The organism is Psychrobacter sp. CX97 (genome assembly GCF_057396285.1).
The window spans coordinates 22234-45799 of the sequence record NZ_JBXYJE010000013.1 but is presented as its reverse complement, the minus strand read 5'-3'; the positions used below and the strand labels follow the sequence as shown (position 1 = coordinate 45799).

At 39.6% G+C, this 23566-nt stretch carries 16 protein-coding genes and 1 pseudogene; 3 read left to right on the top strand and 14 right to left on the bottom strand.

The window, feature by feature from the left end; all coding sequences use genetic code 11:
- Positions 1-81: 81 nt before the first annotated feature.
- The 10 genes from AC2SLL_RS10515 to AC2SLL_RS10470 form a co-directional block, all read right to left on the bottom strand.
- Complete coding sequence (locus AC2SLL_RS10515) at positions 82-1878, bottom strand: hypothetical protein (RefSeq protein WP_486531647.1); 1797 nt, start codon at positions 1876-1878, stop codon at positions 82-84.
- A 364-nt stretch (positions 1879-2242) separates the two neighbouring features.
- Positions 2243-3982 (bottom strand): alkaline phosphatase PhoX, encoded by a 1740-nt coding sequence (locus AC2SLL_RS10510; protein ID WP_486531646.1) that lies wholly within the window; start codon positions 3980-3982, stop codon positions 2243-2245.
- A 319-nt stretch (positions 3983-4301) separates the two neighbouring features.
- The gene (locus tag AC2SLL_RS10505) at positions 4302-5057 is read right to left on the bottom strand and encodes a fumarylacetoacetate hydrolase family protein (RefSeq protein WP_486531645.1); all 756 of its coding nucleotides are present in this window, start codon (positions 5055-5057) and stop codon (positions 4302-4304) included.
- A 154-nt stretch (positions 5058-5211) separates the two neighbouring features.
- Positions 5212-5937 (bottom strand): ABC transporter permease, encoded by a 726-nt coding sequence (locus AC2SLL_RS10500; RefSeq protein WP_486531644.1) that lies wholly within the window; start codon positions 5935-5937, stop codon positions 5212-5214.
- 9 nt (positions 5938-5946) lie between these two features.
- A complete protein-coding gene (locus AC2SLL_RS10495; RefSeq protein ID WP_486531643.1) occupies positions 5947-6687 on the bottom strand; it encodes an ABC transporter permease in 741 nt (246 codons plus the stop codon).
- Positions 6688-7280: 593 nt separating this feature from the next.
- A complete protein-coding gene (locus AC2SLL_RS10490) occupies positions 7281-8132 on the bottom strand; it encodes an ABC transporter substrate-binding protein (protein WP_486531642.1) in 852 nt (283 codons plus the stop codon).
- Positions 8133-8387: 255 nt separating this feature from the next.
- Positions 8388-9227 carry an ABC transporter substrate-binding protein gene (locus tag AC2SLL_RS10485; protein ID WP_486531641.1) on the bottom strand — a complete coding sequence of 280 codons (840 nt, stop codon included), beginning with the start codon at positions 9225-9227 and terminating at the stop codon, positions 8388-8390.
- A 144-nt stretch (positions 9228-9371) separates the two neighbouring features.
- On the bottom strand, positions 9372-10145 hold the full coding sequence (locus AC2SLL_RS10480; RefSeq protein ID WP_486531677.1) for a transporter substrate-binding domain-containing protein: 774 nt from the start codon (positions 10143-10145) through the stop codon (positions 9372-9374).
- A 436-nt stretch (positions 10146-10581) separates the two neighbouring features.
- Positions 10582-11418, bottom strand: a complete 837-nt coding sequence (locus tag AC2SLL_RS10475; RefSeq protein ID WP_486531640.1) for an ABC transporter ATP-binding protein — start codon at positions 11416-11418, stop codon at positions 10582-10584.
- Positions 11419-11773: 355 nt separating this feature from the next.
- Positions 11774-12145 (bottom strand): hypothetical protein, encoded by a 372-nt coding sequence (locus tag AC2SLL_RS10470; RefSeq protein ID WP_486531639.1) that lies wholly within the window; start codon positions 12143-12145, stop codon positions 11774-11776.
- Between the two features lie 378 nt (positions 12146-12523).
- On the opposite strand from AC2SLL_RS10470, the gene AC2SLL_RS10465 reads away from it, so the two are divergent.
- Complete coding sequence (locus AC2SLL_RS10465; protein ID WP_486531638.1) at positions 12524-13822, top strand: glutamate-5-semialdehyde dehydrogenase; 1299 nt, start codon at positions 12524-12526, stop codon at positions 13820-13822.
- 690 nt (positions 13823-14512) lie between these two features.
- A pseudogene (gene gltS / locus AC2SLL_RS10460) lies at positions 14513-15788 on the top strand (sodium/glutamate symporter).
- A gap of 230 nt (positions 15789-16018) precedes the next feature.
- On the opposite strand, the gene AC2SLL_RS10455 reads toward gltS, so the two are convergent.
- From AC2SLL_RS10455 to AC2SLL_RS10440, 4 genes are all read right to left on the bottom strand, one after another.
- Positions 16019-16771: a type 1 glutamine amidotransferase gene (locus AC2SLL_RS10455; protein WP_486531637.1), complete on the bottom strand. Its 753-nt coding sequence runs from the start codon at positions 16769-16771 to the stop codon at positions 16019-16021.
- A 137-nt stretch (positions 16772-16908) separates the two neighbouring features.
- A complete protein-coding gene (glyA, locus tag AC2SLL_RS10450) occupies positions 16909-18165 on the bottom strand; it encodes a serine hydroxymethyltransferase (RefSeq protein WP_486531636.1) in 1257 nt (418 codons plus the stop codon).
- A gap of 284 nt (positions 18166-18449) precedes the next feature.
- Positions 18450-18905 (bottom strand): chorismate--pyruvate lyase family protein, encoded by a 456-nt coding sequence (locus AC2SLL_RS10445; protein ID WP_486531635.1) that lies wholly within the window; start codon positions 18903-18905, stop codon positions 18450-18452.
- 187 nt (positions 18906-19092) lie between these two features.
- Positions 19093-20328: a GNAT family N-acetyltransferase gene (locus AC2SLL_RS10440; RefSeq protein WP_486531634.1), complete on the bottom strand. Its 1236-nt coding sequence runs from the start codon at positions 20326-20328 to the stop codon at positions 19093-19095.
- Between the two features lie 753 nt (positions 20329-21081).
- On the opposite strand from AC2SLL_RS10440, the gene AC2SLL_RS10435 reads away from it, so the two are divergent.
- Positions 21082-23301 (top strand): NADP-dependent isocitrate dehydrogenase, encoded by a 2220-nt coding sequence (locus AC2SLL_RS10435; protein ID WP_486531633.1) that lies wholly within the window; start codon positions 21082-21084, stop codon positions 23299-23301.
- The last annotated feature ends 265 nt before the right edge of the window (positions 23302-23566 follow it).

Sequence of the window (23566 nt, the reverse complement as noted above, 5' to 3'; positions counted from 1 at the left end):
TAAGAACATAAAGTAGCCCTCTCAAGTATGATACTTGAAAGGGCTTTTTTAACACAATCAATTAAGAGCAGTCCACTACTTCTACCACTGTAATCGCATATCAAATTTGCGAGTTTTATCTTTAGGCAACACGGGCGCAGTTGCACCATCTACCTGCTCATAAACATTGGTAGCTTTGGTTATATTAGCATCACGTCCATGAATGAAGTCTTGATCCTCAACAATAGTCATATATGCCTTGTTGAGATCTAAGGCACGCTCAACACTTGGGGTAATCAGTGAGTAAACATCCTTGTCTTTTACTTTTTCAACTATTGGCTGATTATTATCATCAAACCATCGGCTTAGCATCTCAGTATTTTGTCTAAACTCATCGCCGCCACCAACGGCCTGCATATAGTTTAAGAACTCACCAATATTCATACCTTTATTGGGCACGTCCGGCATGCCTTTTAAGTTGATGTAACCCCAACCTGCTGAACCAGTCACTTTGCGTGGAAAGGCGAACGTTTGATCAATAGTAGTCCCTATTGTCGTATGACATCCCATACAAAATGCAGTCTCTTCTTCCGTTTGCCGTCTTAATGAACCCGTTTGGTCTTCAATATAACCGTGTATTGTCCAACCAAAATTGTTTGTAGTACCCTGATCTAATTTAAAGTTATACTTAGGTAGATTTTCATCACGTTTTTCCTGATGTTCATTGTCATAGCGTGAACGCAAATTAGCCTCATTGTAAAATTGTGTCTTTTTCATGTACCGAAGCTCTTTAAAGCGAGGGGGATTAAATATCTCGCCATTTTGTTTTATTCCCACATATCGCACGCTATGAATGAACTCAATACCTTGGGGATAAAGCATTTTATAAGTCTTAATATCTTTGGCACCGCCAACATAGGTATCTTGGGCATTAATCTGGGTAACCACCTCTAGTTGGTTATCGCCATTTAAGTCTCGGCAAACTTTAGCCTCATCAATAGGCGGCGTACTGATGCTGTCTAAATCCTTAATAATCATCTCCATAATAGATAAGTTAGCAATGTAAGCATCTTGACTATATACCAAACCATCACACCCTTGACGAAACACCTCAGGCAATCTGACAATCACATCATCTGTTGAGCCATTAGTTGGCCAAAAGGTGCTTGGAAATGGTTTGTAATTAAAAGCAACCCAATGACTACCATCTTTCGCAAAACCCAACTCATCAAATGCTTCAGCACCCAAATGCAAATTTTTAATGTCAGGCACATAGCCATTCCAGTCGCCAATACTGTTAATTTTTTCTACCAATGGAGAGTAATTATCAGTATAAATATAATCAATTACTGATTGGTCGCTAATCTTAGCAATACGGTCGGTACGGTCTTCAAATAAGTTCTGCCAATGGTTTGTTACTCCCACATCTGAAAAGGCATATTCTTGTTGAAGGTTACCATCATTCATCGCATTAGGTCTTGAAAGCATCTCATAAGTTTGATGGCAGGTCATGCAAGGGTTATATTTTTCTTCATGCTTGGTATAGCACTGAGGTGGTATAACTGCTTCTACGTTGTATATTTTGTTAGTAGTCGGCGCAATTAAAGGCTGCTGAGACTGTTGCTTATAAAGCTCAGGACTCTCAGGAAATTTCAATGAGGCCAGTAAATCCTGCGTATTATCCGGCCTATTGGTTGGATCGGAACTGTTACCATTAGAAGGAGCGTCATCTACATTAGAACTGGCTGAATCATCACCGCCACAGGCAGTTAAACCCATGGCAAGTGCCATACTTATAGACACCACTAAAAATTTAGAATTTAGTATCCATTCGTTGGGATGTTGATTATTGGTATGCTGAATCAATGCGTCTTTTTTAGTTTCTATTTTAAGTTTCATATTTTAAGTCTTATAAATTTAAAATCGGTTTATACCTATTAATGAATATCACACTATTAATTTCTGTTTCTAATTTATACCGCTAACCTATTTTTCTACTATATGATGTGTGTCGCTGACACCATTAACACGCTTAAAACAATAAATCTTGGTTAGTTAAAAAATAAAAATTAGCAAGAAAAAGGTCTAGAAAGCGGGCTTCCTAGACCTAACAATATAATTATCAAGTAAATCGATATGAGCTTCTATAGCCAACCAACTTTAAAATGGTTACAGGGCAAGCAAGCGCAAGTACGACTAGGCCCTTAAGCAAGCTTAACACCGTAACCATTTAAAGGTGGTTAGACTATAAGCAATTATCAAATTACTTAGCGTTAGCATCTCTAAATACCCACAACATATTGTTTTCATGATTACTGGTATCTTCCCCGATAATGATACGACCATCATCTAGGACAACTAAGTTATCTGGATTAGATAAACCATCAGTACCACACTGGTTGGCTGGGGCGTTTTCATCGTAATTTGCACCAACAATTGCTGGCTCCATACGCGTGGTATCGACTAGGCCATCTTTCATTGTTAGCTTCATACGGTAAACAACACCACACTTACCATGAGTACCGTCTAGTTGAATGTCACCTTCACCATCACTCATCGTTTTGGTGTACTCTGACATTGCCATATACATGAATGCAGGCTTACCTGCTTCTAACTGTGATTTGGCCAAGTTATAGTTGATATTTACCCCTTCCATTTTGCGGAATTCACCTGTAGCGCCTTTTGCAACAGCTGCTTTACGTGACTCTAAGAATGCTTCACGATTGTCCGTGTGCTTACTATCGCCATTTGCCCACGCAACAACTTCTTCATCAGTAATGTGTTTGGCTTCACCAAGAGTGCCATCGTAGTCACGAATTGCTGCTTCAATATCTGCTTCCTTGGCATGTGCAAGCTCTATCCACTTGATATCAAAGCCGGCTTTAGCAGGGTCAGAGCCACCTGTCTGCGTAACTTTAGCAGCATACAAGGTACCAGCTGACATATCGCCAGCTTTATCAGCAACAAACTTGAAGAACACCGTACCAGTACCATCATCGCTTAAAAATACAGTACGATTGTCAGGCATAACAACTGAGTTTTCATGTGAGAAACGACCCATTAACTCAAGCTTGTTAACCTCTACATCACTCACATTCATCGCTTTAGCGGTATTGTTAACACCGATTTCAGTAATAAAGCCATAATCATATGGATTAGCCCACTGTGTATTGGCAGTAGGTACGGCATCTTTGCTATCAATATACCCTTTATACAAAGCGACAGACATTGGATTACTGAAATAATCAGCGGTTGGATCAAACCAATCAGCCGTATCATCAAAATATAATTCTTCTGACGTTAATGGTGTACCCCATGGGCTGACTGTGCCAAAACAGTTAACCCAAGTACCGTTAACCGAATCAAAGTTAAGCATGCCTTCCGCTTTAACAGAACTAAACCCTTTACCCATCTTAAAGTCAGATAAATGCACACGGCTCATACCACCTGGACGATCTTCCCAGTTTGTATAAAGGTAATAACCATTACCACCATCAGAGATTACACCGTTAAAGTCTGGGTCGTTTGAACTTTTCAACTCTTTACCATTTTTCATTAAGATTGAACCGATATTTGTCCCGGTTTCGGTTGTATCGCCTTGCTGAGTCAATACTTGGTATTTACCAGCCGCTACTCTCATAACCTGTTTTTCTTCAGCTGTGTTCGGTAAGCCTAGCTCATCAGCATCAACCACATCATTTACAGAGACAGAAACTGCACCAACTGTACCTTTGTTAAATACCTTGTTATTTGCATCTGCAATTGAATTATCATCAGAGGGATGTTGGGCGTTAAAAAACAATTCATTATTATCAGTAACAAAAATACCAGTGAACTCAGCACCTAAAGGTGCTGTGGCAATACGCTTTAATGATGATTCTGTGGGCACATCAACACCAGGATCAGAGGGGGTTGAATCCGAATCGTCATCATTACAAGCAGATAGCATTGTGGCTGATAAGATGGACACAGTTAATGCTGCAAGCTTAAATTTGATAGTCATATTTTGTCCTAATATTCTTTCTGATTGGGGTTGTGAATCTAAAGACATTACAACCTAGTAATATCTATCCACGCACCTAGGTATAATTGCGAGCTACTTACACATTTCTAACCAATAATTATTCTATGTAACCAATGTTAACCTTGAGTGACCATGTGATGACATTTTGATGACTTGCTTCTTTATACATCAAAAAACCGCCTTTACTTGTTAAGTAAAGGCGGCCTTCAAATACTTTGTTTATGTTAATCATCCGTTTTAATACCCAGCGTTTAAGCTTCTAGCTGGTCAGACCTTACTATTAACAATTAACAATTAACTATTTGCTATGGGTTTGCCACGTATGCCAACCCAGTTTTAAGGTTAATTTATCTCCTGAATGGAGCATTCCTACTCCGCTTGGTGTACCTGTCATAATGACATCACCTTTTTGTAGGCTAAACGCGTGACTAATCTCGCTAATCAATTGATAAATTGGGAATAGCATTAGGGAGGTATCACCATCTTGCACAAGAGTATCATTAATAAGTAATTGAAATTTAGTACGGGTAAAGTCGCCAAACTTTGTAGGATTAATCCAAGGACCAAGTACGCATGAGCCATCAAAACACTTGGCCCGCTCCCAAGGATGACCGTTTTCTTTAAGCTCAGTTTGCAAGTCACGCAGGGTCAAATCAAGCCCTAAGGTTACCGCATCAATCAGCCCTGCTGTATTTTTCACTTCGTCTACTGACGCCGACTTTAAGCTTCGACCAATTAATAGGCATAACTCAGTTTCATAATGCACAGAATAGGTCTTATTACGCAGGCTATCAGTCACTGTACTGGGTACAACATCATCAGTGGAGATGACACTCGAACCCGGTTTTATAAATAAAATCGGGCGGGTGGGTACAGCATTACCAAGTTCAGTAGCGTGAGCCGCATAAGAGCGCCCAACACAAACAACTTTGCCAATAGGTTTGATGTTATGTGGATTGAGAATATCGAGTGCTCTTGCTTCATCTTCGTGAGCAGATTCATTAATCTCTTTGGCAATATCATTTACTAATGATAAGTGTGGCGATTTAATCATGATAAGCTCCCTTTATATTAAATGTGTTAATCAATAACAGCCATTTAATTGTAGCGCATTTTTTAAGGGAAACTCAGCATAATCATTGATGGTATTTATGACACTCTGAAGGGTTTAGCTTAAATAAAATTTAGCTTATGAAGAGTTCATATCGTTACGAGATGTTGCCAGTAGCGGCCTCTGGGGGCACATACTTACTATGCCGATTCATGCGTTTTTCTAATAAGTTGAAGGACAACAGAATGACCCAAGATAATATAAGATAGATGACACCTGCCGCAAAATAAAGCTCAAAAATAGTGTAAGTACGGGCGCTAATTGTTTTTGCAATACCGGTAATATCCATTAGAGCAATAGTCATCGCAAGCGAACTACCTTTCAGCATAAAAATGACTTCATTACTATAAGCCGGAAGCATAATACCAAATGCACGCGGTAACTTAATACGAGTTAGCTTCTGCCAACCAGACATACCAATGGCATCGGCAGCTTCTAATTCTCCAGGTGGAATAGATTGAATTGCGCCACGAATAATTTCAGCAATATAGGCGCTGGTATTTAGCGTAAACGCAATAATGGCACACCAAAATGGCTGCTTAAGCACGGGCTCCCACAAAAATGACTCTGTTATAAATTCAAATTGTGAAAGACCATAATAGATTAAAAAGATTTGTACCAGTAACGGCGTTCCTCTAAAAAAGAAGATATACAGAAAAGGGATAAAACGTACCAGCTTATTGTTAGACAAACGCAATAACGCTAAAATTAAGCCAAAAAATAGCCCCAGTATCCCTGACATGACTACCAGCTCAACTGTCAGTACCACACCACCTAATAAATCAGGGAGGTATTTAAAGATGACTTGCCAATTCCAGTCCATGATACCGTCCTATCCTTTAGCTGCGTTCAGTGATTGCGGTACTTGCTCTTTACTCAACCGTTTAGCATATCGCTCTGCTGGATTGGCTCGCCATTCCATAAACATCATTAACGCGGTAACAATAATAGTTAAACCTAAGTAAATAACCGCTGCCGCCATATAAAAAGTAAAGGCTTGCTGCGTTGCTTGGGCACCGCGTGATGCGTGATACATAATATCTTTTAGACCAACTACAGAAACTAGTGCCGTATCTTTTAACAGAACCAAAAACAAATTACCTAAACCCGGTAGTGCCAAGCGCCATACTTGGGGTACGATGATGCGAAAATACAATTGAGTAGGCCTCATTCCAATTGCTTGAGCAGCTTCCCACTGCCCTTTTGGTATCTCTTGTATTGCCATACGAAACACTTCGGTTGCATAAGCACCAAAAGCGATGGACAAGGCTAACACACCGGCTAAAAATGGACTGACCTCAACATATTGTGTGTAACCGAATTTGCTGAGTACTGCCATGATGAGCATGGAGCCACCATAATACAGAAAAAGTACCAGTAATAATTCAGGGATACCACGCATTGTTGCTGTATAGATAGTAGCAACTTTTCGAAAAATCCACACTTTGGACAGTTTGGCAGTTGCACCAAGCAGCCCCAATACCAATCCAATCGCAAGGCTAGATAGAGCAAGCTTGATCGTAATCAGCGAGCCATTAAGTAAGAGATGTCCAAAACCTTGCAAATCAAACACTGGGGTAAACACCTATTTAGTAAAAGTAGTAGATGATAATGATGTGGGGATTTTAACTAAACCAGCTTTCAAATTATAGAATAAACCAATCAAATAGCTGGATGCCTTGATGCGTCGTTATCTTAAGATAAGTCGTCATCTTAGGATAACGACGCAAGCGCCGAATTCTAACATACTATGATGGGTTACGTTAAGCGTAAGATTGATACCCTAAGCCTATTCCCCTTTTAAACCCTAGGTTAACCTGAGCCAGTTGGGTAGCATTATTGAATTATGTCATATGTTATTGAGTTATGTCATATGGTTAATAACCCAAGGTTTATCATAAAAAAAAGCCCCATAATAACCTGAGGCCTTTATCCGCATAACTAGGGCATGTTCTCATTTAGATTATGAGGGTAAAAATGAAATAAGTTATCGTTAAACACGAATGATTTAGCAGATAATAGGGTCATATTTTCTAGAAAACAGACCCCGCTTGACAAAAATTTAGCCATTTTTGACCTATAAAATGTAAATTACTGTCAGTTGTAAGTTGCTGTCAATGAGGACACGACCTGATATGTCTACAAATTATTTATTGCCAACATGTATTACTCAGCAGAAGCAGGTACTGGGAAATGCTCATTGGTAATACGATCATAGGTACCATTTTCTTTTATAGCCGCTAATGCCGTATCGAATTTTTCTTTTATGGCATCGCCTTTACGAACGGCAATCGCAAGATTATCATCGATATCAATCGCTTTACCTTTGAGCTCAAAGCCAGTTTTATTTTTGCTTAACCACTCGATTGCTGGAAGCATATCAGAGACCATAGCATCGACTCGCCCTGCTTCTAAATCCAAAAACGCATTATTAAGAGTATCGTAAAGTTGGGCCTCAGCTTGGGGATAGTTTTCCTCTAACCACTGAGATGAAATGGTTGAGCGCTGAGCTGCGATGCGGCTGCTATTGACGTTATTTTCATTTGATGGATCAAAGTCACTATCATTATTGGCTATAAATACCAATGAGTTAGTGAAATAAGGCTCTGTAAAATCCACTTGCGCTTGACGCTCTGGCGTAACCGACATCGCTGCTACAATCGCATCATACTTACCTGCTTTAAGACCAGGAATAATACCATCCCAATCTTGAGCGACTATAGTGCAAGACGCCTGCATCTCTTCACAAAGTGCATTTGCAATATCTACATCATAGCCACCTAGGTTACCCTCAGCATCTGTGTAGTTGAAAGGAGCATAAGCCCCTTCTGTTGCAATACGTACTACCTCACTATTTGACTCAGATGTTCCCTGTTTAGCTTTCGTCTCTTGTGTCTCAGTAGCATTACTACAGGCTGTCATAAATATTGATAGTGTCAATGTTGTAGTCACGGCTGTTGCAGCTATGGCCGATCTAAATTTGACTGGCTTAGCTCTGACTGACAATTTTTTTAGCATCGATATCTCCAAAATTATGCCCGCCACCCTGACATAGAGATAACGAACCTAGTATATAGTCAAAGTACTCTGAAAATGGTTATATAATTAATAACCGCCCATAGACTACTCAAATCTCACTTACCTTATACACATTTACGCATGTATGCATTTAATCATGCCCGTAGCTATTATCCGCCTAACATTAACCAACTAATATCAACTAAGCTGAGCATGATTTGATAGTGTTTCAGGCTTCTTTACAGTTACAACGTGTTATTGAGCAGCTGCTTGTTGCGCTGCTGCCGTGCTAGCCGTACCAAAATATGGGGCTGCAATGTCATCATATTTACCATTCTCTTTTAGTGCAGCAATCGCTTCATTAAACTTGCCCGCTAATTCATCGCCTTTACGCACAGCAATACCCATTGCATCATCTGCACTAAACTCATCGCCTTTTTGCTCAAAGGAATTACCCTCTGTACTTTGCAACCAGTTGGCAGCGGTTACCTTATCCGATAATAAAGCACGGATACGACCTGATGATAAATCTAGATAGGCATTTTCTTGCGTATCATATAGGTTGATCTTTGCATTAGGATGGTTGTCTTCAATATATTGAGCCGCAATAGTAGCACGCTGTGCTCCTACTGAGACACCACTTAAGTCATTATCAATACTTATATCGTCGCCCTTTTTAGCGACAAAGATTAAACCGTTATTTAAATAAGGCTCAGTAAAGTCGATAACTTCTAAACGTTCTGGCGTAATTGACATACCAGCAATAACTGCATCAAACTTTTTGGCTTGCAGTCCTGGAATTAACCCATCCCATTCTTGCGATGAAATGTCGCAGTTTGCTTTCATCTCTTCGCACAGGGCATTCATTAGATCAATCTCAAATCCAATTAATTTTCCGTCAGCATCGGTATAACTTAAAGGTTTATAGCTTGATTCAGTAGCGACTCTAATCGTCTCAGCTGGTTGTTCAGCTTTGGTTGCATTGTCTGATTCTGTCTCAGTTTGCGTGCTGCTATTGGTACAAGCTGCAAGCATCAGCCCTGATAAGGCAAGGGGTAGTAGCGCCCATTTTTTGTCAGTCTTTACATGTATCATCTTGTCATCCTGATCGTCATTAGAAAGGAGATATGTTTAATAGTGGCTGTGAAGCTGTTAAGTCCGTATAAAGAATTACTACTTATACTTTATACTGGACTACATTAAGCTCAACGATTTAAGCACTCAAAGACTCAAGCGCTACTACTTAGTAAAATTTGCTTGTTCAAGCTTCTCAAGCTCGCCACTGTCGCGTAAGGCTGTAATTGCTGCGTCGAAATCAGCTTTTAAATCATCACCTTTGCGAATCGCAATACCAATGTTGTCATTGTTATCAATCTCATTACCAATGACACCATAATCTGGATTTTGTGGTAACCAATCTGCTGCTGATACTTTCTCAGCCAATACTGCATCGACACGACCAGACTTTAGATCAAGATAAGCATTTTCATAAGTGTCATATAAGTTAACAGTGTTGCCATTTTGACCATCATAATTATCTTGTAGATAAGCGCCTAATGTCGTTGAGCGCTGTCCGCCTAAATCCTTTCCTGAAATATTATTTGGATCAAAACTACCATCATTTTTAGCAAGCCATACCATCGTATTTTTAAAGTAAGGTTCAGAGAAGTCTACTTTTTCTAAACGCTCAGGTGTGATGGACATACCCGCTACAATAGCGTCATATTTATTAGCTAAAAGACCAGGGATAATACCGTCCCAATCTTGGGCAACTATTTCACACTCTGCTTTCATATGCGCGCACACAGCATTTGCCACATCGATATCAAAGCCGCCTAAAGAACCATCATTGTTGGTATAGTTAAATGGGGGGTACGCACCCTCTGTTGCAATGCGAATAGTTTTTGCTTCACTGGTAGAGGCCGCCCCCTCGTCTTGGGCTGTCGTCTCATCAGCGGGTTGGGAACATCCTACTAAACTAACGATGCTTGCTACAGCAATGGAAGACAACATCGTACGAGATAGCTTTTTACTCACTGGCTTTGTACTCCATAGCGGGGTGTTTAAAAAATTCATACTTTCTTTCTCCATAGCCAAATGTGGCTTAAATTATTCATTAACTTTTGCGCAACATAATTAATCTGCTAGTAACCGACCAAAGGTAATTAAGTCGATATCACAGAGCAGACTATAAATTGTTAGCAAGTCTTAAAATGACTATATTTGTCAAGAATAGGAGTAACAATAATGATTGAGCAAAGTTTATATACAAAAATAATACCTTACGGTGGTTGTAAAAACAAACTATTTCGATTGATTGGTCATAATTTTGTCACTAACGTTTGCTAGCGTGTCTCAAACTATATTTAAAAAAAGAGGTAAGCATTGAACATCAATGCTTACCTCTACTCAATACCACTTAATAGATATAAATAACACAATAGACGACTTAATCTAATATTAAAGCCTCAGAAGTGGCAGGTGGTATCGTATTAGCATCTGCACGATGCGATGCCATAAATTCACGCACCCGCACTGAGGTTGGGTTATCAAAAATTTGCTGGGGTGTGCCCATCTCTTCAATACGCCCTTGATGCAAAAAAACCACTTGAGTCGACACATCGCGCGCAAAGCGCATTTCATGCGTCACAATTAACATAGTACGCCCCTCGGCAGCAAGATCACGCATTACTGCCAGTACTTCATTGACCAATTCAGGATCTAGCGCTGATGTTGGCTCATCAAATAATAATACTTGAGGATTCATTGCCAATGCGCGAGCAATCGCAACACGTTGGCGCTGACCACCTGATAAATTAGCCGGATAGGCATCTTTTTTATCAAATAAACCGACTTTGTTTAGCAGCGCTTCAGCGTCGCTTATCGCCTGATCTTTGCTAATTTTTAAGACTTGGGTAGGCCCTTCGATAATGTTATCTATGATGGTTTTATGCGGCCATAGATTAAAGTTTTGAAATACAAAACCTATTCTCGCTCGAAAGCTTTCTAGCTGCTTTTTATTTGCAGCACGCAAGTTACCCGATTTATCAGCGACCAATTCCAGTGACTCATTACCTAAAGTAATACTACCTTGACTTGGACTTTCCAGTAAATTGATACAGCGTAAAAGTGTTGACTTACCAGATCCTGATGAGCCTAATATAGAGATGACATCGCCATCATATGCTGTGAGTGACACACCTTTTAATACCTCAAGTGAGCCAAAGCTCTTATGAATATTTTGCAAATCTAGGGCAATTGAGCGATCTGATGTATTTAGCGGCATAATGAAAGGGTTGATCCATAGTAATTTAAAACAGAAGTTGGATTTATATTATAGCAACTTAAGCTATCGGTGTAGACCAAAATAATTTATACCGTTTAATGCCACTCTATCGCCAAAAAATATTAACTCTTAATAAAAAAATTTTGTAATAAGACATTTCTACAGCAATCGTCAATACGCCTTTAAAAAAATACCAATATGGTAAGGGCTAACCCTAACCATATTGGCAATATTAGGAGTGATACGTATTAATTACTATAACAAACCCTAAGTGAACTTAACGCAACTTATAGATAATTTATAGATTAAAAACTAATTACTAAAAGATTAACCACTATAGAGCGTAATGGACAAATTAATAGGTCGAAATATTTTCTTCTTTCTCAGTGCCATCAACAACATCAGCATTATCAACATTATCAATTTCGCTAACTGCGGCATCATTAATACTCTTAGATTCACTAGCTTCATTTGATTCATCAGAGGCATTAGGAGCATCATTAGAGGTATTAGGCATATCAGAGTCATTTGGCATATCGTTTTGCATTTTACCCGCTTGATTTTGCTCGAGTTGATCTTCCACAATTTGGTCTTGGGGTGTGCTCTGCGTTTCAATATCGCCGCGAGCCTCTGCATCCTCTTTTTGAGAACTACAAGCAGCAACACCGATACCTAATGCCGAAACTAAAACTAACTTTGAAAATAATGATACATTTAGTGTACGCATATGATTACCTCTCTCATTTGAAGTCTATACCGTTTATTTCATAAAGAATCTCATGTTTTACAGTGATACTTTACAAACTATAATATGACACTTTACAAACTCTAAAATGCACTTATTAGCCTAGTTTGGAAAAAGTTTGTGACGGTTTGTAAGTTATATGCAAGGAGTATTTAGTTATCATTAAGCTTGAAGACCAAATGTTTAAAATCCCGATAGTTAAAATAACTCTGATTGTACGAATACTTTATTTTACTGCTAGTTACTCCCCGTTACATGCCCTTTACTATTATGGATATTTGTTTTATGTTAAATAGCAAATTTATGACTCAATTATAAGCTAATCTATCTCAAATACGTTGACTTACTTAGGGATAACTAATGACACAGAATATTACGAATATTAAAAGCTACATGCATCAAGTAGGCAAACAGGCCAGAGAAGCATCGAGATTTCTGGCAGCTGCCAATACAGGAGTAAAAAACAAAGCCCTATTGACCATCCATGACAAACTTCAACAGTCAAAAGCAGATATCTTAGCCGCCAATAAAACTGATATGGATAACGGCGATAAAAATAATTTAGACGCTGCCCTACTTGACCGCCTAGAGCTAAACGAATCCCGCTTTGAATCCATGCTACAAGGTTTAAAAGATGTGGCGAACCTGCCTGATCCGATTGGTGAGGTAACTGATATGACATTTCGCCCTTCTGGCATCCAGCTGGGTAAAATGCGTGTGCCTTTAGGGGTGGTAGGCATGATTTATGAATCACGTCCTAATGTGACCTTAGAAGCCGCCTCTCTAGCCCTTAAATCAGGAAATGCCATTATACTGCGTGGCGGTTCTGAAGCATTTAACTCAAATCAAGCTATTGCTAAATGTATCTTAGAGGGACTAAAAGAATCAGGACTTCCTGAATATGGCGTCCAAGTATTACAAACGACCGACCGTGCTGCTGTCGGCGAACTGATTACTATGACAGATTATGTAGACGTGATCGTACCTCGAGGTGGTAAAGGGCTTATTAAACGTATCAGTCAAGATGCAAAAGTACCCGTTATTAAGCATTTAGATGGTAACTGCCATACGTTTATTGATAGCGATGCCGATCCTAAAATTGCAGTAGAAGTTAGTGTAAATGCTAAAACCCATCGTTATGGCACTTGTAATACGATGGAAACCTTACTGGTTGATACAAACGTCGCTGATAAACTGCTGCCTAAAATTGCTGAAGCAATCGTTGAGGCAGATGATGCCATGCAGCTACGTTTAAACTCTAATGCTAAAGCCATCTTAAAAGACAACGCCAAGCTTGCAGGACATTTAAGTGATGCCAATGATGAGGATTGGGATACTGAGTACTTAGCCCCTATTCTTGCTATCAAAGTTATTGATGGCTTAGATGACGCCATCGCCCATATTAACACCCATGGAAGTCATCATACCGATGTCATCATTACTGATAACTACAGCAAGTCGCAGCGTTTTATCCGTGAAGTCGATTCAGCCAGTGTGATGATTAATGCTTCAAGTCGTTTTGCAGATGGCTTTGAATATGGGCTAGGTGCCGAGATTGGTATTTCAACCGATAAGATTCACGCCCGGGGCCCAGTGGGTCTAAATGGTTTAACCTCCCAAAAGTGGATAGTATATGGTCATGGTGAGGTTCGTGGTTAATGAATAAGACAAAAATTTTTGCTAGTGCTCAATGATTACCCATCATTACTTTATATAACATATAGAAACTTTATATAACATATAGAAGATATAAAATAAAATATAGAACGTCAGCTTTTGCTGGCGTTTTTTAATATCATTATTCACTATTCATTTTCTCTATGCCTCTCTACACACACGCCGATTGGTTTTCTAACCCTATTCGGATGACGGTTTGTTTTTACCTTATGAATCATAATGTTAACTTACCTACTATACTAAAAAGTTGCTATTATTCTACAATTTCAGCCCTATTTAAATCTTTTCTACTGATTATGTATTTCTTATGATCAAATTAGCTTTATCTTTTACCCTAGCACAGGCTTAACACTCGGTCAGACCTATTCTTTGAACTCAGTTTATTTTGCTGACAGGCTATATTTTATTTGCCTCCTATTTCATTTAACTCCTAGTTTTATTTGGCTCCTATTTTATTTGGCTGCTATATGTCAAATCAAATATTAGATAATAATTTAGTATTACTGAAAATATAAACCCTGTTAAGCAAACTTTGATTTAAAAGGATACTTACTCCATTCCAAATTAAGGCAGCTTTTTTCTTAGTACGTTTTTATTAGTAGCTTTTTTGGCAGCTGTAATTTATTAGTAACTATATTTATTCTTTTTACTATATTTATAAAGGAGCTACTGATGGAAGTCACTTTAAATGGCTACTATACCTTAATATTAGCCACCTTAGTCTTGCTACTTGGCCGATTTTTGGTTAAAAAAAATTAATTTTTTAGAAGATTTTAATATTCCAGAGCCTGTGGCAGGGGGTTTGGTAGCCGCTATTATTGTATATGCTCTTAATTTGTTTTGGGGCTATAGCTTTAACTTTCAGCAAGAGTTACAAACTGCCTGTATGCTAATGTTCTTCGCATCCATCGGCTTAAGTGCTGACTTTGGACGATTAAAAGCAGGGGGCACACCGTTATTAATCTTTACCGCTGTCGTCTCCGCCTTCATCGTTATACAGGACATTGTCGGTGTTTCCATGGCGAGTATACTTGGACTTGATCCCTTATTAGGACTAGTGACAGGTTCCATCGCCCTAACAGGGGGTCATGGCACAGCGGGTGCTTGGGGTATTACGCTAGAGGAGCAATATGGCGTAGTTGGTGCAACCACCTTAGGCATTGCCGTTGCTACCTATGGTCTGGTTGCTGGTGGGGTAATCGGTGGTCCAGTAGCCCGTCGACTCATTAATCAATTAGGCGTTAAGCCAACCCCTGAGAATCCAAATCCTAGTGAAACAGAGATATTGGCTGGTAAACAATCGCTGTATAGCACCAAACACAATGAAGATGACGTTCATAGAGATAAAGAGATTTTTGAGAAACCAGATAATATCCGCCTAATCACGGCTTCCTCTACTATTGAGTCGTTAGCTTTGTTTGCGGCCGCTTTAGCTTTCGCCGAAATTATGACGGTTGTTGGCGAAGGGACTTGGTTTGATTTACCCACATTCGTTTGGGCATTGGCTGGCGGTGTCATAATCCGTAATGTGCTAACGATGGTATTTGACTTTGATATGTTCGACCGAGCCATTGATGTGATCGGTAACGCGTCTTTAAGTTTATTTCTAGCGATGGCGCTTTTGTCTTTAAAATTATGGCAATTAACGGATCTGGCAGGCCCAGTACTTATTATTCTGATTGTACAAACTCTAGTCATGATTGCCTATGTATATTTGATTACCTTTAGAATCATGGGTAAAGATTATGATTCAGCTGTCTTAGCAGCGGGTCATTGCGGCTTTGGTATGGGAGCAACACCAACGGCTATTGCCAATATGCAAGCGGTCACCGATCGCTATTTGGCCTCGCCAAAAGCCTTCCTGATTGTACCTATGGTCGGGGCATTCTTCGTGGATATTGTCAATGCAACGGTACTTCAGATCTTTGTAAACCTACCGTTTATGTAGGGTATTTAGTCACTCTTTAAACCTGTCTATATCTAGAATGTTTTGCATAAAGAGTTTAGGTTATGAGATTTAACCTAGCTTCTTATTCTCTAGCTTCTTATTCTCTAGCTTCTTACTCTCTAACTTCTTACTCTCTAACTTCTTACTCTCTAAGTACTAGGACAGTTTATTAAACCGACTGATTCTCTCTGTATGAATTACCTATACATTAAATAATTTTAGTTGCCTATTTAGTTCTTTTGACAATCTACCATACGATTCAAAATTGTAGTCAGCCAAGTATTATTATCATGAATGAACTGTTTACCTAACTCAAGAATCTCTTCCGCTGTTTGAACCGATTCAGGATGGGTTAATAGTGAGTCATTTAAATAGTCCTTACCCTTTTGAACCATATCCTGCATACTTTTAGGGGTCACTTCAAAATGACATTGCCAACCCATTACCCATGTATTCAGCTTTTTATGAGTTTCATTTTGGTAAATAAACCCTTGGTTGTTCCAAAACTTTGACTGAGCAATAGGTGTCGCGCCTTTTGGCAAATCAAACCCATCACCATGCCAATGAAAGACATTAAACGCCTGTTTTGGCAAATCCTGTAATAAATAATGCTGCTTGCCCGCCTCAGTTAACTCAATAGGCATCCAACCTATTTCTTTGATCCCTGACGGTTCAACTTTGGCACCTAGACAATCGGCAATCAGCTGTGCGCCTAAGCAAATGCCCAAAATAGTTTTACCCGCTTTTATAGCCTGTTCTATGAACTCCTTTTCTTCGATTAACCAAGGAAATTCAACATTGTCATGTACCCCCATTGGCCCACCCATAATGATAAGCCAATCAAAGCTATTTTGATCTGGTAAAGCGTCATTATCATAAAAACGGGTGGTTGAAATGCTATAACCTCGTTCATCCGCCCATTGTTTTATATAGCTAAGATGTTCAAAATCGACATGATATAGAGCGTGTATTTTAAGTCGCATCAGACTTCTCTATTTATATTTCGTTGTTGAAAATAATAAAACCGCTTAAACGATTATCTAAGCGGTTTTATTAGCAAACTATTATGATATAAGCTCAGTAGCTATTAGTAACTACTGGTAATAACTACTGGTAATAACTATTGATTGCTTTCGTATACTGGCAATTCTTTGCAAATAGCCTGTACTTTTTTACGGGTATCAGCGATAACTTGCTCATCACCACGACTGTCTAATACATCACAAATCCAGCCCGCTAACTCGCTAGATTGTGCCTCATTAAAGCCACGAGTAGTAATAGCAGGTGTTCCAATACGAATACCTGAAGTGACGAACGGGGATTTAGGATCATTCGGTACGGCATTTTTATTGACCGTAATACCAGCATCGCCTAGCCATTTATCAGCTTCTTTACCCGTCATTTCCTGCTTCACTAAGCTGATAAGCATTAAGTGGTTTTCAGTACCACCAGAGATAATATCATAGCCACGCTCTTGAATAACTTTTGCCATTGCTTGTGCGTTTTTAACCACTTGCTGCTGGTACGTTTTAAAATCATCTTGTAAGGCTTCTTTGAAGCAAACCGCTTTTGCAGCAATGGCGTGCATTAACGGGCCACCTTGGTTGCCTGGGAATACAGCTGAATTTAACTTTTTAGCCAGCTTATCATCACGAGATAAAATTAAACCTGAACGAGGGCCACGCAAGGTTTTATGAGTTGTTGTTGTTACCACATCTGCAAAAGGTACTGGGCTTGGGTAAACGCCAGCGGCTACTAGGCCTGCCACATGCGCCATATCCACAAAGAAGTAAGCGCCAACTTTGTCGGCGATATCGCGGAAACGTTGCCAATCAACAACTTGTGAATACGCTGAAAAACCTGCAATAATCATTTTTGGCTTGTGCTCTTGTGCCAAACGCTCTACTTCATCATAATCGATGAGACCCGTTTCTTCGACTAAGCCATATTGTACGGCATTATAGTTAATACCAGAGAAGTTCACATGAGCGCCATGTGTTAAGTGACCACCCGCATCAAGGCTCATACCTAATACAGTATCGCCAGCATCTAATAGCGCTAAAAATACTGCTGAGTTCGCTTGACTACCGGCATGCGGCTGCACGTTGGCATATTCAGCACCGAATAGCTCTTTGGCACGGTCAATCGCTAATTGCTCAACGATATCAACATATTCACAACCGCCGTAATAGCGTTTTCCAGGGTAACCTTCGGCATATTTGTTGGTTAGATCTGACCCTTGCGCTTCCATGACTGCTGATGAGCAATAGTTTTCTGAAGCGATAAGCTCGATATGGCTTTCTTGACGCTCGGTTTCTGACACCATGGCTTGATATAAATCTGGGTCATAATCTTTAATACTAATATCTTTAAACATATTGTTTTCCTATAAATAAGTCATCGCTGACATATAAAAAATACAAGCGCTGAACCAACCGACCGTCTATTCTCAATCTTAAAACCTATAAGTCCAGTCTAAGTAGGTACTTAGCCTCACTTAACGAGATATTTTAAGGGGGTGGCAACTTCGCACATTAGGCAATAAGTGTAACATGAAATTAGGCTGAAAATAGACAAAAACGCCGCCCGAATATGGCGTTTTTAAGGTTTCGCTGATTCTTAAAAATACCCAAATAAGCTATCTGCAACTTTATAGGCTTTTTAGCTAAAAAATTCTGGCAAAAAGGTTTCACTAATTAATATCTGTCTATGCTGCCACTGATAGACTGTACTTCGTCGCCAACCTTGTGGTGTCAACTGTATCACTCTTTGACTCGGCAAGGTCGCCTGTCGCTTGAACATCACATATCCAATAGGCGTACCCTGCAAATATTTAAGCCGTCTCGCCTCCCCCGCTAAGCTTGTCAGCGGAAATACACTTTGCGCAGCCACCCACGGCATAGTAGCATTGCCATAGAGTAATACCTCACGCACCCATGCCAGCATAGGACGATTCAGTTGGTACCCTTTATAACCCAACTGTTTTTTTTGAGGCAGTGTTAACGGACGATAACCTTCAAAGGTGCGCTCGACTTTTAAAGGTTGACCGGCTTTATTTTCTAATAACGCCGTCAATGAACCGTCGGAGGTTAGCCAAAGTAGGGTTTCTTCTGACAAGAGATTTTTGTTATCCCTAAGTTTAGACCCTGCGACCATTGTTTGATTGTCCTTTAAACTAAAAACAGTATTTCAAGTTTTATTAGATTGATTGAGTTGCATAATCGGATACGGCATGAAGGCTTAGGGAAAAGAGGCTAGCTAAAAAGTTTTATTAAAATTTAACTTAATGAATGGTAATTTTGGCTCAGCCTTTAAACTGAGGCATATTATCAATATTAAATGGCAATGATTCATGAGCTTGCCTGCGATATTGATACATATAGTCGCGATCTTGCTCACAGAACTTGACAATAGCGGGTTCAAATCGATCATCATAAATACGATGTAAAGAGTAGGTCTTAGTCGGCACAAAGCCTCGAATAAGCTTGTGCTCGCCTTGGGTACCGGGGTCAAAATTATGCAAACCTTGCTCGATCGCAAACTCGATACCTTGATAGTAGCACAGCTCAAAGTGCAAACTATCATACTCCTCTAGTGAGCCCCAATAACGCCCATATAACGTTGCATTGGGCTGCGTAGGAGCATCATAAAAAAACAAGCTACTGGCTATGATATTGCCAGTCTCATCTATCCCTTGTGCCAGCATTAGATTGTCTGACATGGCTTGAGCTATTTCATCAAAGAAGTCTTGATTTAAGTATGGATAACGACCACGTACAGCGTAGGTCATGGCATAGCATTGATAGAAAATCTCCCAGTCACGCTCTGTGATTTCATTACCTTTTTTAATCTGGCAACGTAATTTTTGCTTGGCTATTTTCTTACGTTCGGCTCGAATATTTTTGCGCTTTTTAGCAGTCAAGGTAGACAAAAAGTCCTCAAAACTATCAAAGGGCTGAGGCTTACCATCGCAATCTAGCTGGGTTAAATTTTGATTGTGCCATAAAAACTGACAGCCTTGGCGTTCCAATAACTGATGCTTAGATAGTGTTCTGGGTAACGATTTACTTATTTCAACTTGCTCAGGTTCGATAAATAAACCATGCCAGCTTGAGGCGCCAGTTTGCTTGGCTACTTCGTCTATTGCGGCTATTGCAGTTTGCCAAATGTCGTTATCTAGCGTTGCGCCTTCAGCTAGCCAAAACCGCCCTCCACTCACTGGTGTATACGGCACACTGGTCACTAATCTAGGGTAATAATCGACACCATAACGAGCATAAGCCTCCGCCCATGCATGATCAAATACGTATTCACCTTGATGATGGCCTTTAATAAATAACGGCATTACTGCAACAGGCGCATTGATATCATCTTTATAGATAAGAACATACAAAGGTACCCAGCCTGACTCTGCACCAATGGCACCCGTATGAGTAAGGGCTTGCCAATATTTAAATGACATAAAGGGTGTATCTGGCACTTGCCATTTGGGGCGATTTTGCCAATCGGTATCTTGAGTCAGCGCATAGGAATAAGTCATAAGTCAGGTATTAATTATTAGGTAATAGTGAAAGAAGTATTGATAGAAACAGGGGCAAAAACATGAATAAAAACTGTTAAAACAAAGTTAAAACATTAACACTTAACCTAACAAATTTATAAAACTATCTCCGATAGATCGCCAAAGTATAATAAACAAAGTCTCTATCTTATATATATAATGAAATAATGGCAGTTTTTATAGTCTAACCTAATAGATCTCTCTGGTGCCTTTAAGGCTAATATGTGAATTATATACAGGCCCTAGCAAGTATTAAAACATTCATTTTCGAATACTAATAAAACACTAAACTAACCTTTATAGTACCTAATTGTATTGTCCCTATAAGGTAACACTTCGGTAGGTATGGTGTAAAAAAATAGCATAGTACGCTAGATGACTAGCTACAACTGTTACAGAGTTTATCTATCCAACCACATTAGGTAACATTTGTCTGGATTTTTAGTTAACATTTACGATAGGCTTATGACTATATAGCGCCGGCAAGTCACTTTAAGTTAAGTTAGGTTAAATGATATAATTATGTATAGGGCAGATTCAACCAAGGCGATGCTCTATTCAGTTTCACATTTAATAAGAGACTTTTTAATAAGAAACTTTTTAATAAGAGACTTTGTTTATTTTTGCTTCTTATTTATTCGATTTAACCGCACAGTCCATTTTTATATTGTATTATTAGATAATAATTAAGAACCTCTATCAACTATAACCTAAAGGGATAAAATAAAACCTATGTCAAAAATTATTTATACAAAAACCGACGAAGCGCCAGCCCTAGCCACCTTCTCATTCCTGCCTATTGTTAAAGCATTTACCAAAACAGCAGGCGTTTCGGTTGAAACAAGTGATATCTCTGTTGCAGCACGAGTATTGGCTGAATTTCCCGATTATTTAACTGAAGAACAACGGGTTCCTGACAATCTTGCTGAGCTGGGACGATTAACGCAGGATCCAGATACTAACATTATTAAATTACCAAACATTAGTGCATCTGTTCAGCAGCTTAAAGCCTGTATTAAAGAGCTACAAAGCAAAGGGTTCGCTGTGCCTGATTTTCCAGAAGATCCACAAACAGACGAAGAAAAAGAGATTCGTAAGCGTTATGGTAAGGCGTTAGGCAGTGCGGTCAATCCTGTTTTACGTGAAGGTAACTCAGACCGCCGTGCGCCTAAAGCAGTAAAAAACTTTGCTCGCAAACATCCTCACTCAATGGGCGAATGGAAACAATGGTCAAGCACCCACGTGTCTCATATGCATAGTGGCGACTTCTACCATGGCGAACAGTCGATGACCCTAGATAAAGCCCGTACCGTGCGGATGGAGCTGTTGGCTGATGATGGCACTAAGAAGGTATTAAAACCAGAAATAGCGTTACAAGACAAAGAAATCATCGACCTTATGTTCATGAGCAAAAAATCGCTATTAGATTTTTATGAGCGTGAAATGCAAGATTGTAAAGAAGCAGACATTCTGTTTTCACTGCATGTAAAAGCGACCATGATGAAAGTGTCGCACCCGATTGTATTTGGACATGCCGTTAAAATTTATTACAAAGACGCATTCGAGAAGCATGGTGATCTGTTCGATGAGTTAGGCATTAACGTTAATAACGGTATGGCAGACTTGTACGATAAAATATCAAACCTACCCACCTCAAAGCGTGAGGAAATTGAACGCGATCTACATGCCTGTCAAGAGCATCGCCCACGCCTAGCGATGGTTGACTCTGCAAAAGGCATCACTAATTTCCATTCGCCAAGTGACATTATTGTCGATGCCTCAATGCCCGCTATGATTCGTAATGGGGGTAAAATGTGGGGTGCCGATGGCAACTTATATGATTGTAAAGCCGTCATGCCGGAGTCTACATTTGCTCGTATTTATCAAGAGATGATTAATTTCTGCAAATGGCATGGTAATTTTGATCCAACAACCATGGGCACTGTACCTAACGTTGGCCTAATGGCACAAAAAGCTGAGGAATATGGCTCTCACGATAAGACCTTTGAGTCTAGTGATGCAGGCATGGCTCGTATTGTGGACATTAATACCGATGAGGTCTTACTTGAGCAACGGGTGGAAGAGGGTGATATTTGGCGTATGTGTCAAGTCAAAGATGCGCCTATTCAAGACTGGGTTAAACTTGCGGTGCGCCGTGCCCGTGAATCAAATACGCCAGCCGTATTCTGGTTAGATCCTTATAGACCCCATGAAAATGAATTAATTAAAAAAGTTGAAACCTACCTAAAAGACCATGATACCGAAGGTCTACAAATAAAAATTATGTCGCAGGTTCGGGCAATGCGTTATACCTTAGAGCGCGTTGCTCGAGGTCTTGATACCATCTCGGTCACAGGGAATATCCTACGTGACTACCTAACCGACTTATTCCCAATTCTAGAATTAGGCACCAGTGCCAAAATGTTGTCCGTTGTACCCTTGATGAAAGGCGGTGGTTTGTTTGAGACTGGTGCAGGCGGTTCTGCACCTAAGCACGTTCAACAGCTGCTTGAGGAAAACCACTTACGTTGGGATTCACTAGGCGAATTCTTGGCATTGACTGAATCTTTAGAGCATTTGTCTAAAAACGATAATAATGCCAAAGCGAAAGTACTGGCCGACTCTCTTGACAAAGCGACAGAAAAACTACTCTCAAATAACAAATCACCCTCACGTAAAACAGGTGAGCTTGATAACCGTGGTAGTCACTTCTATCTAGCAATGTACTGGGCACAAGAGCTTGCCGCACAAGATCAAGACGCAGATTTAAAAGCACAATTTGCCACGCTTGCCGATAAACTAATCAGTAATGAAGCGGCCATTATTAAAGAACTAAATGACGTTCAAGGTAAGCCTGTAGATCTTAAGGGCTATTACCTCGCTGATGAAAAGTTAGCAGAAAGTGTCATGCGCCCGAGCAAATTGCTTAATGACACACTAGCCACACTGTAATTAACTTAGTTAAATCAGTAGCTAACTTATTCATTAATAGGTCTACTGTATTAAAAGTCTTTATGATTGGACGATAATCAGAACCTGTATTCATAAGCTAACGTTGAATGATTTTTTGAATAAAATGAGTCAATACGAGACACCATCAAGTTAAAAGCGCAGGTTGAATAGTCATTCTATTTAATCCTAATTTTAACGAAGTAGTGGCTTATTATAGATAAAAATAGTCAACCATAGGTTGTGAATACAGGTTATGAGTTAAATT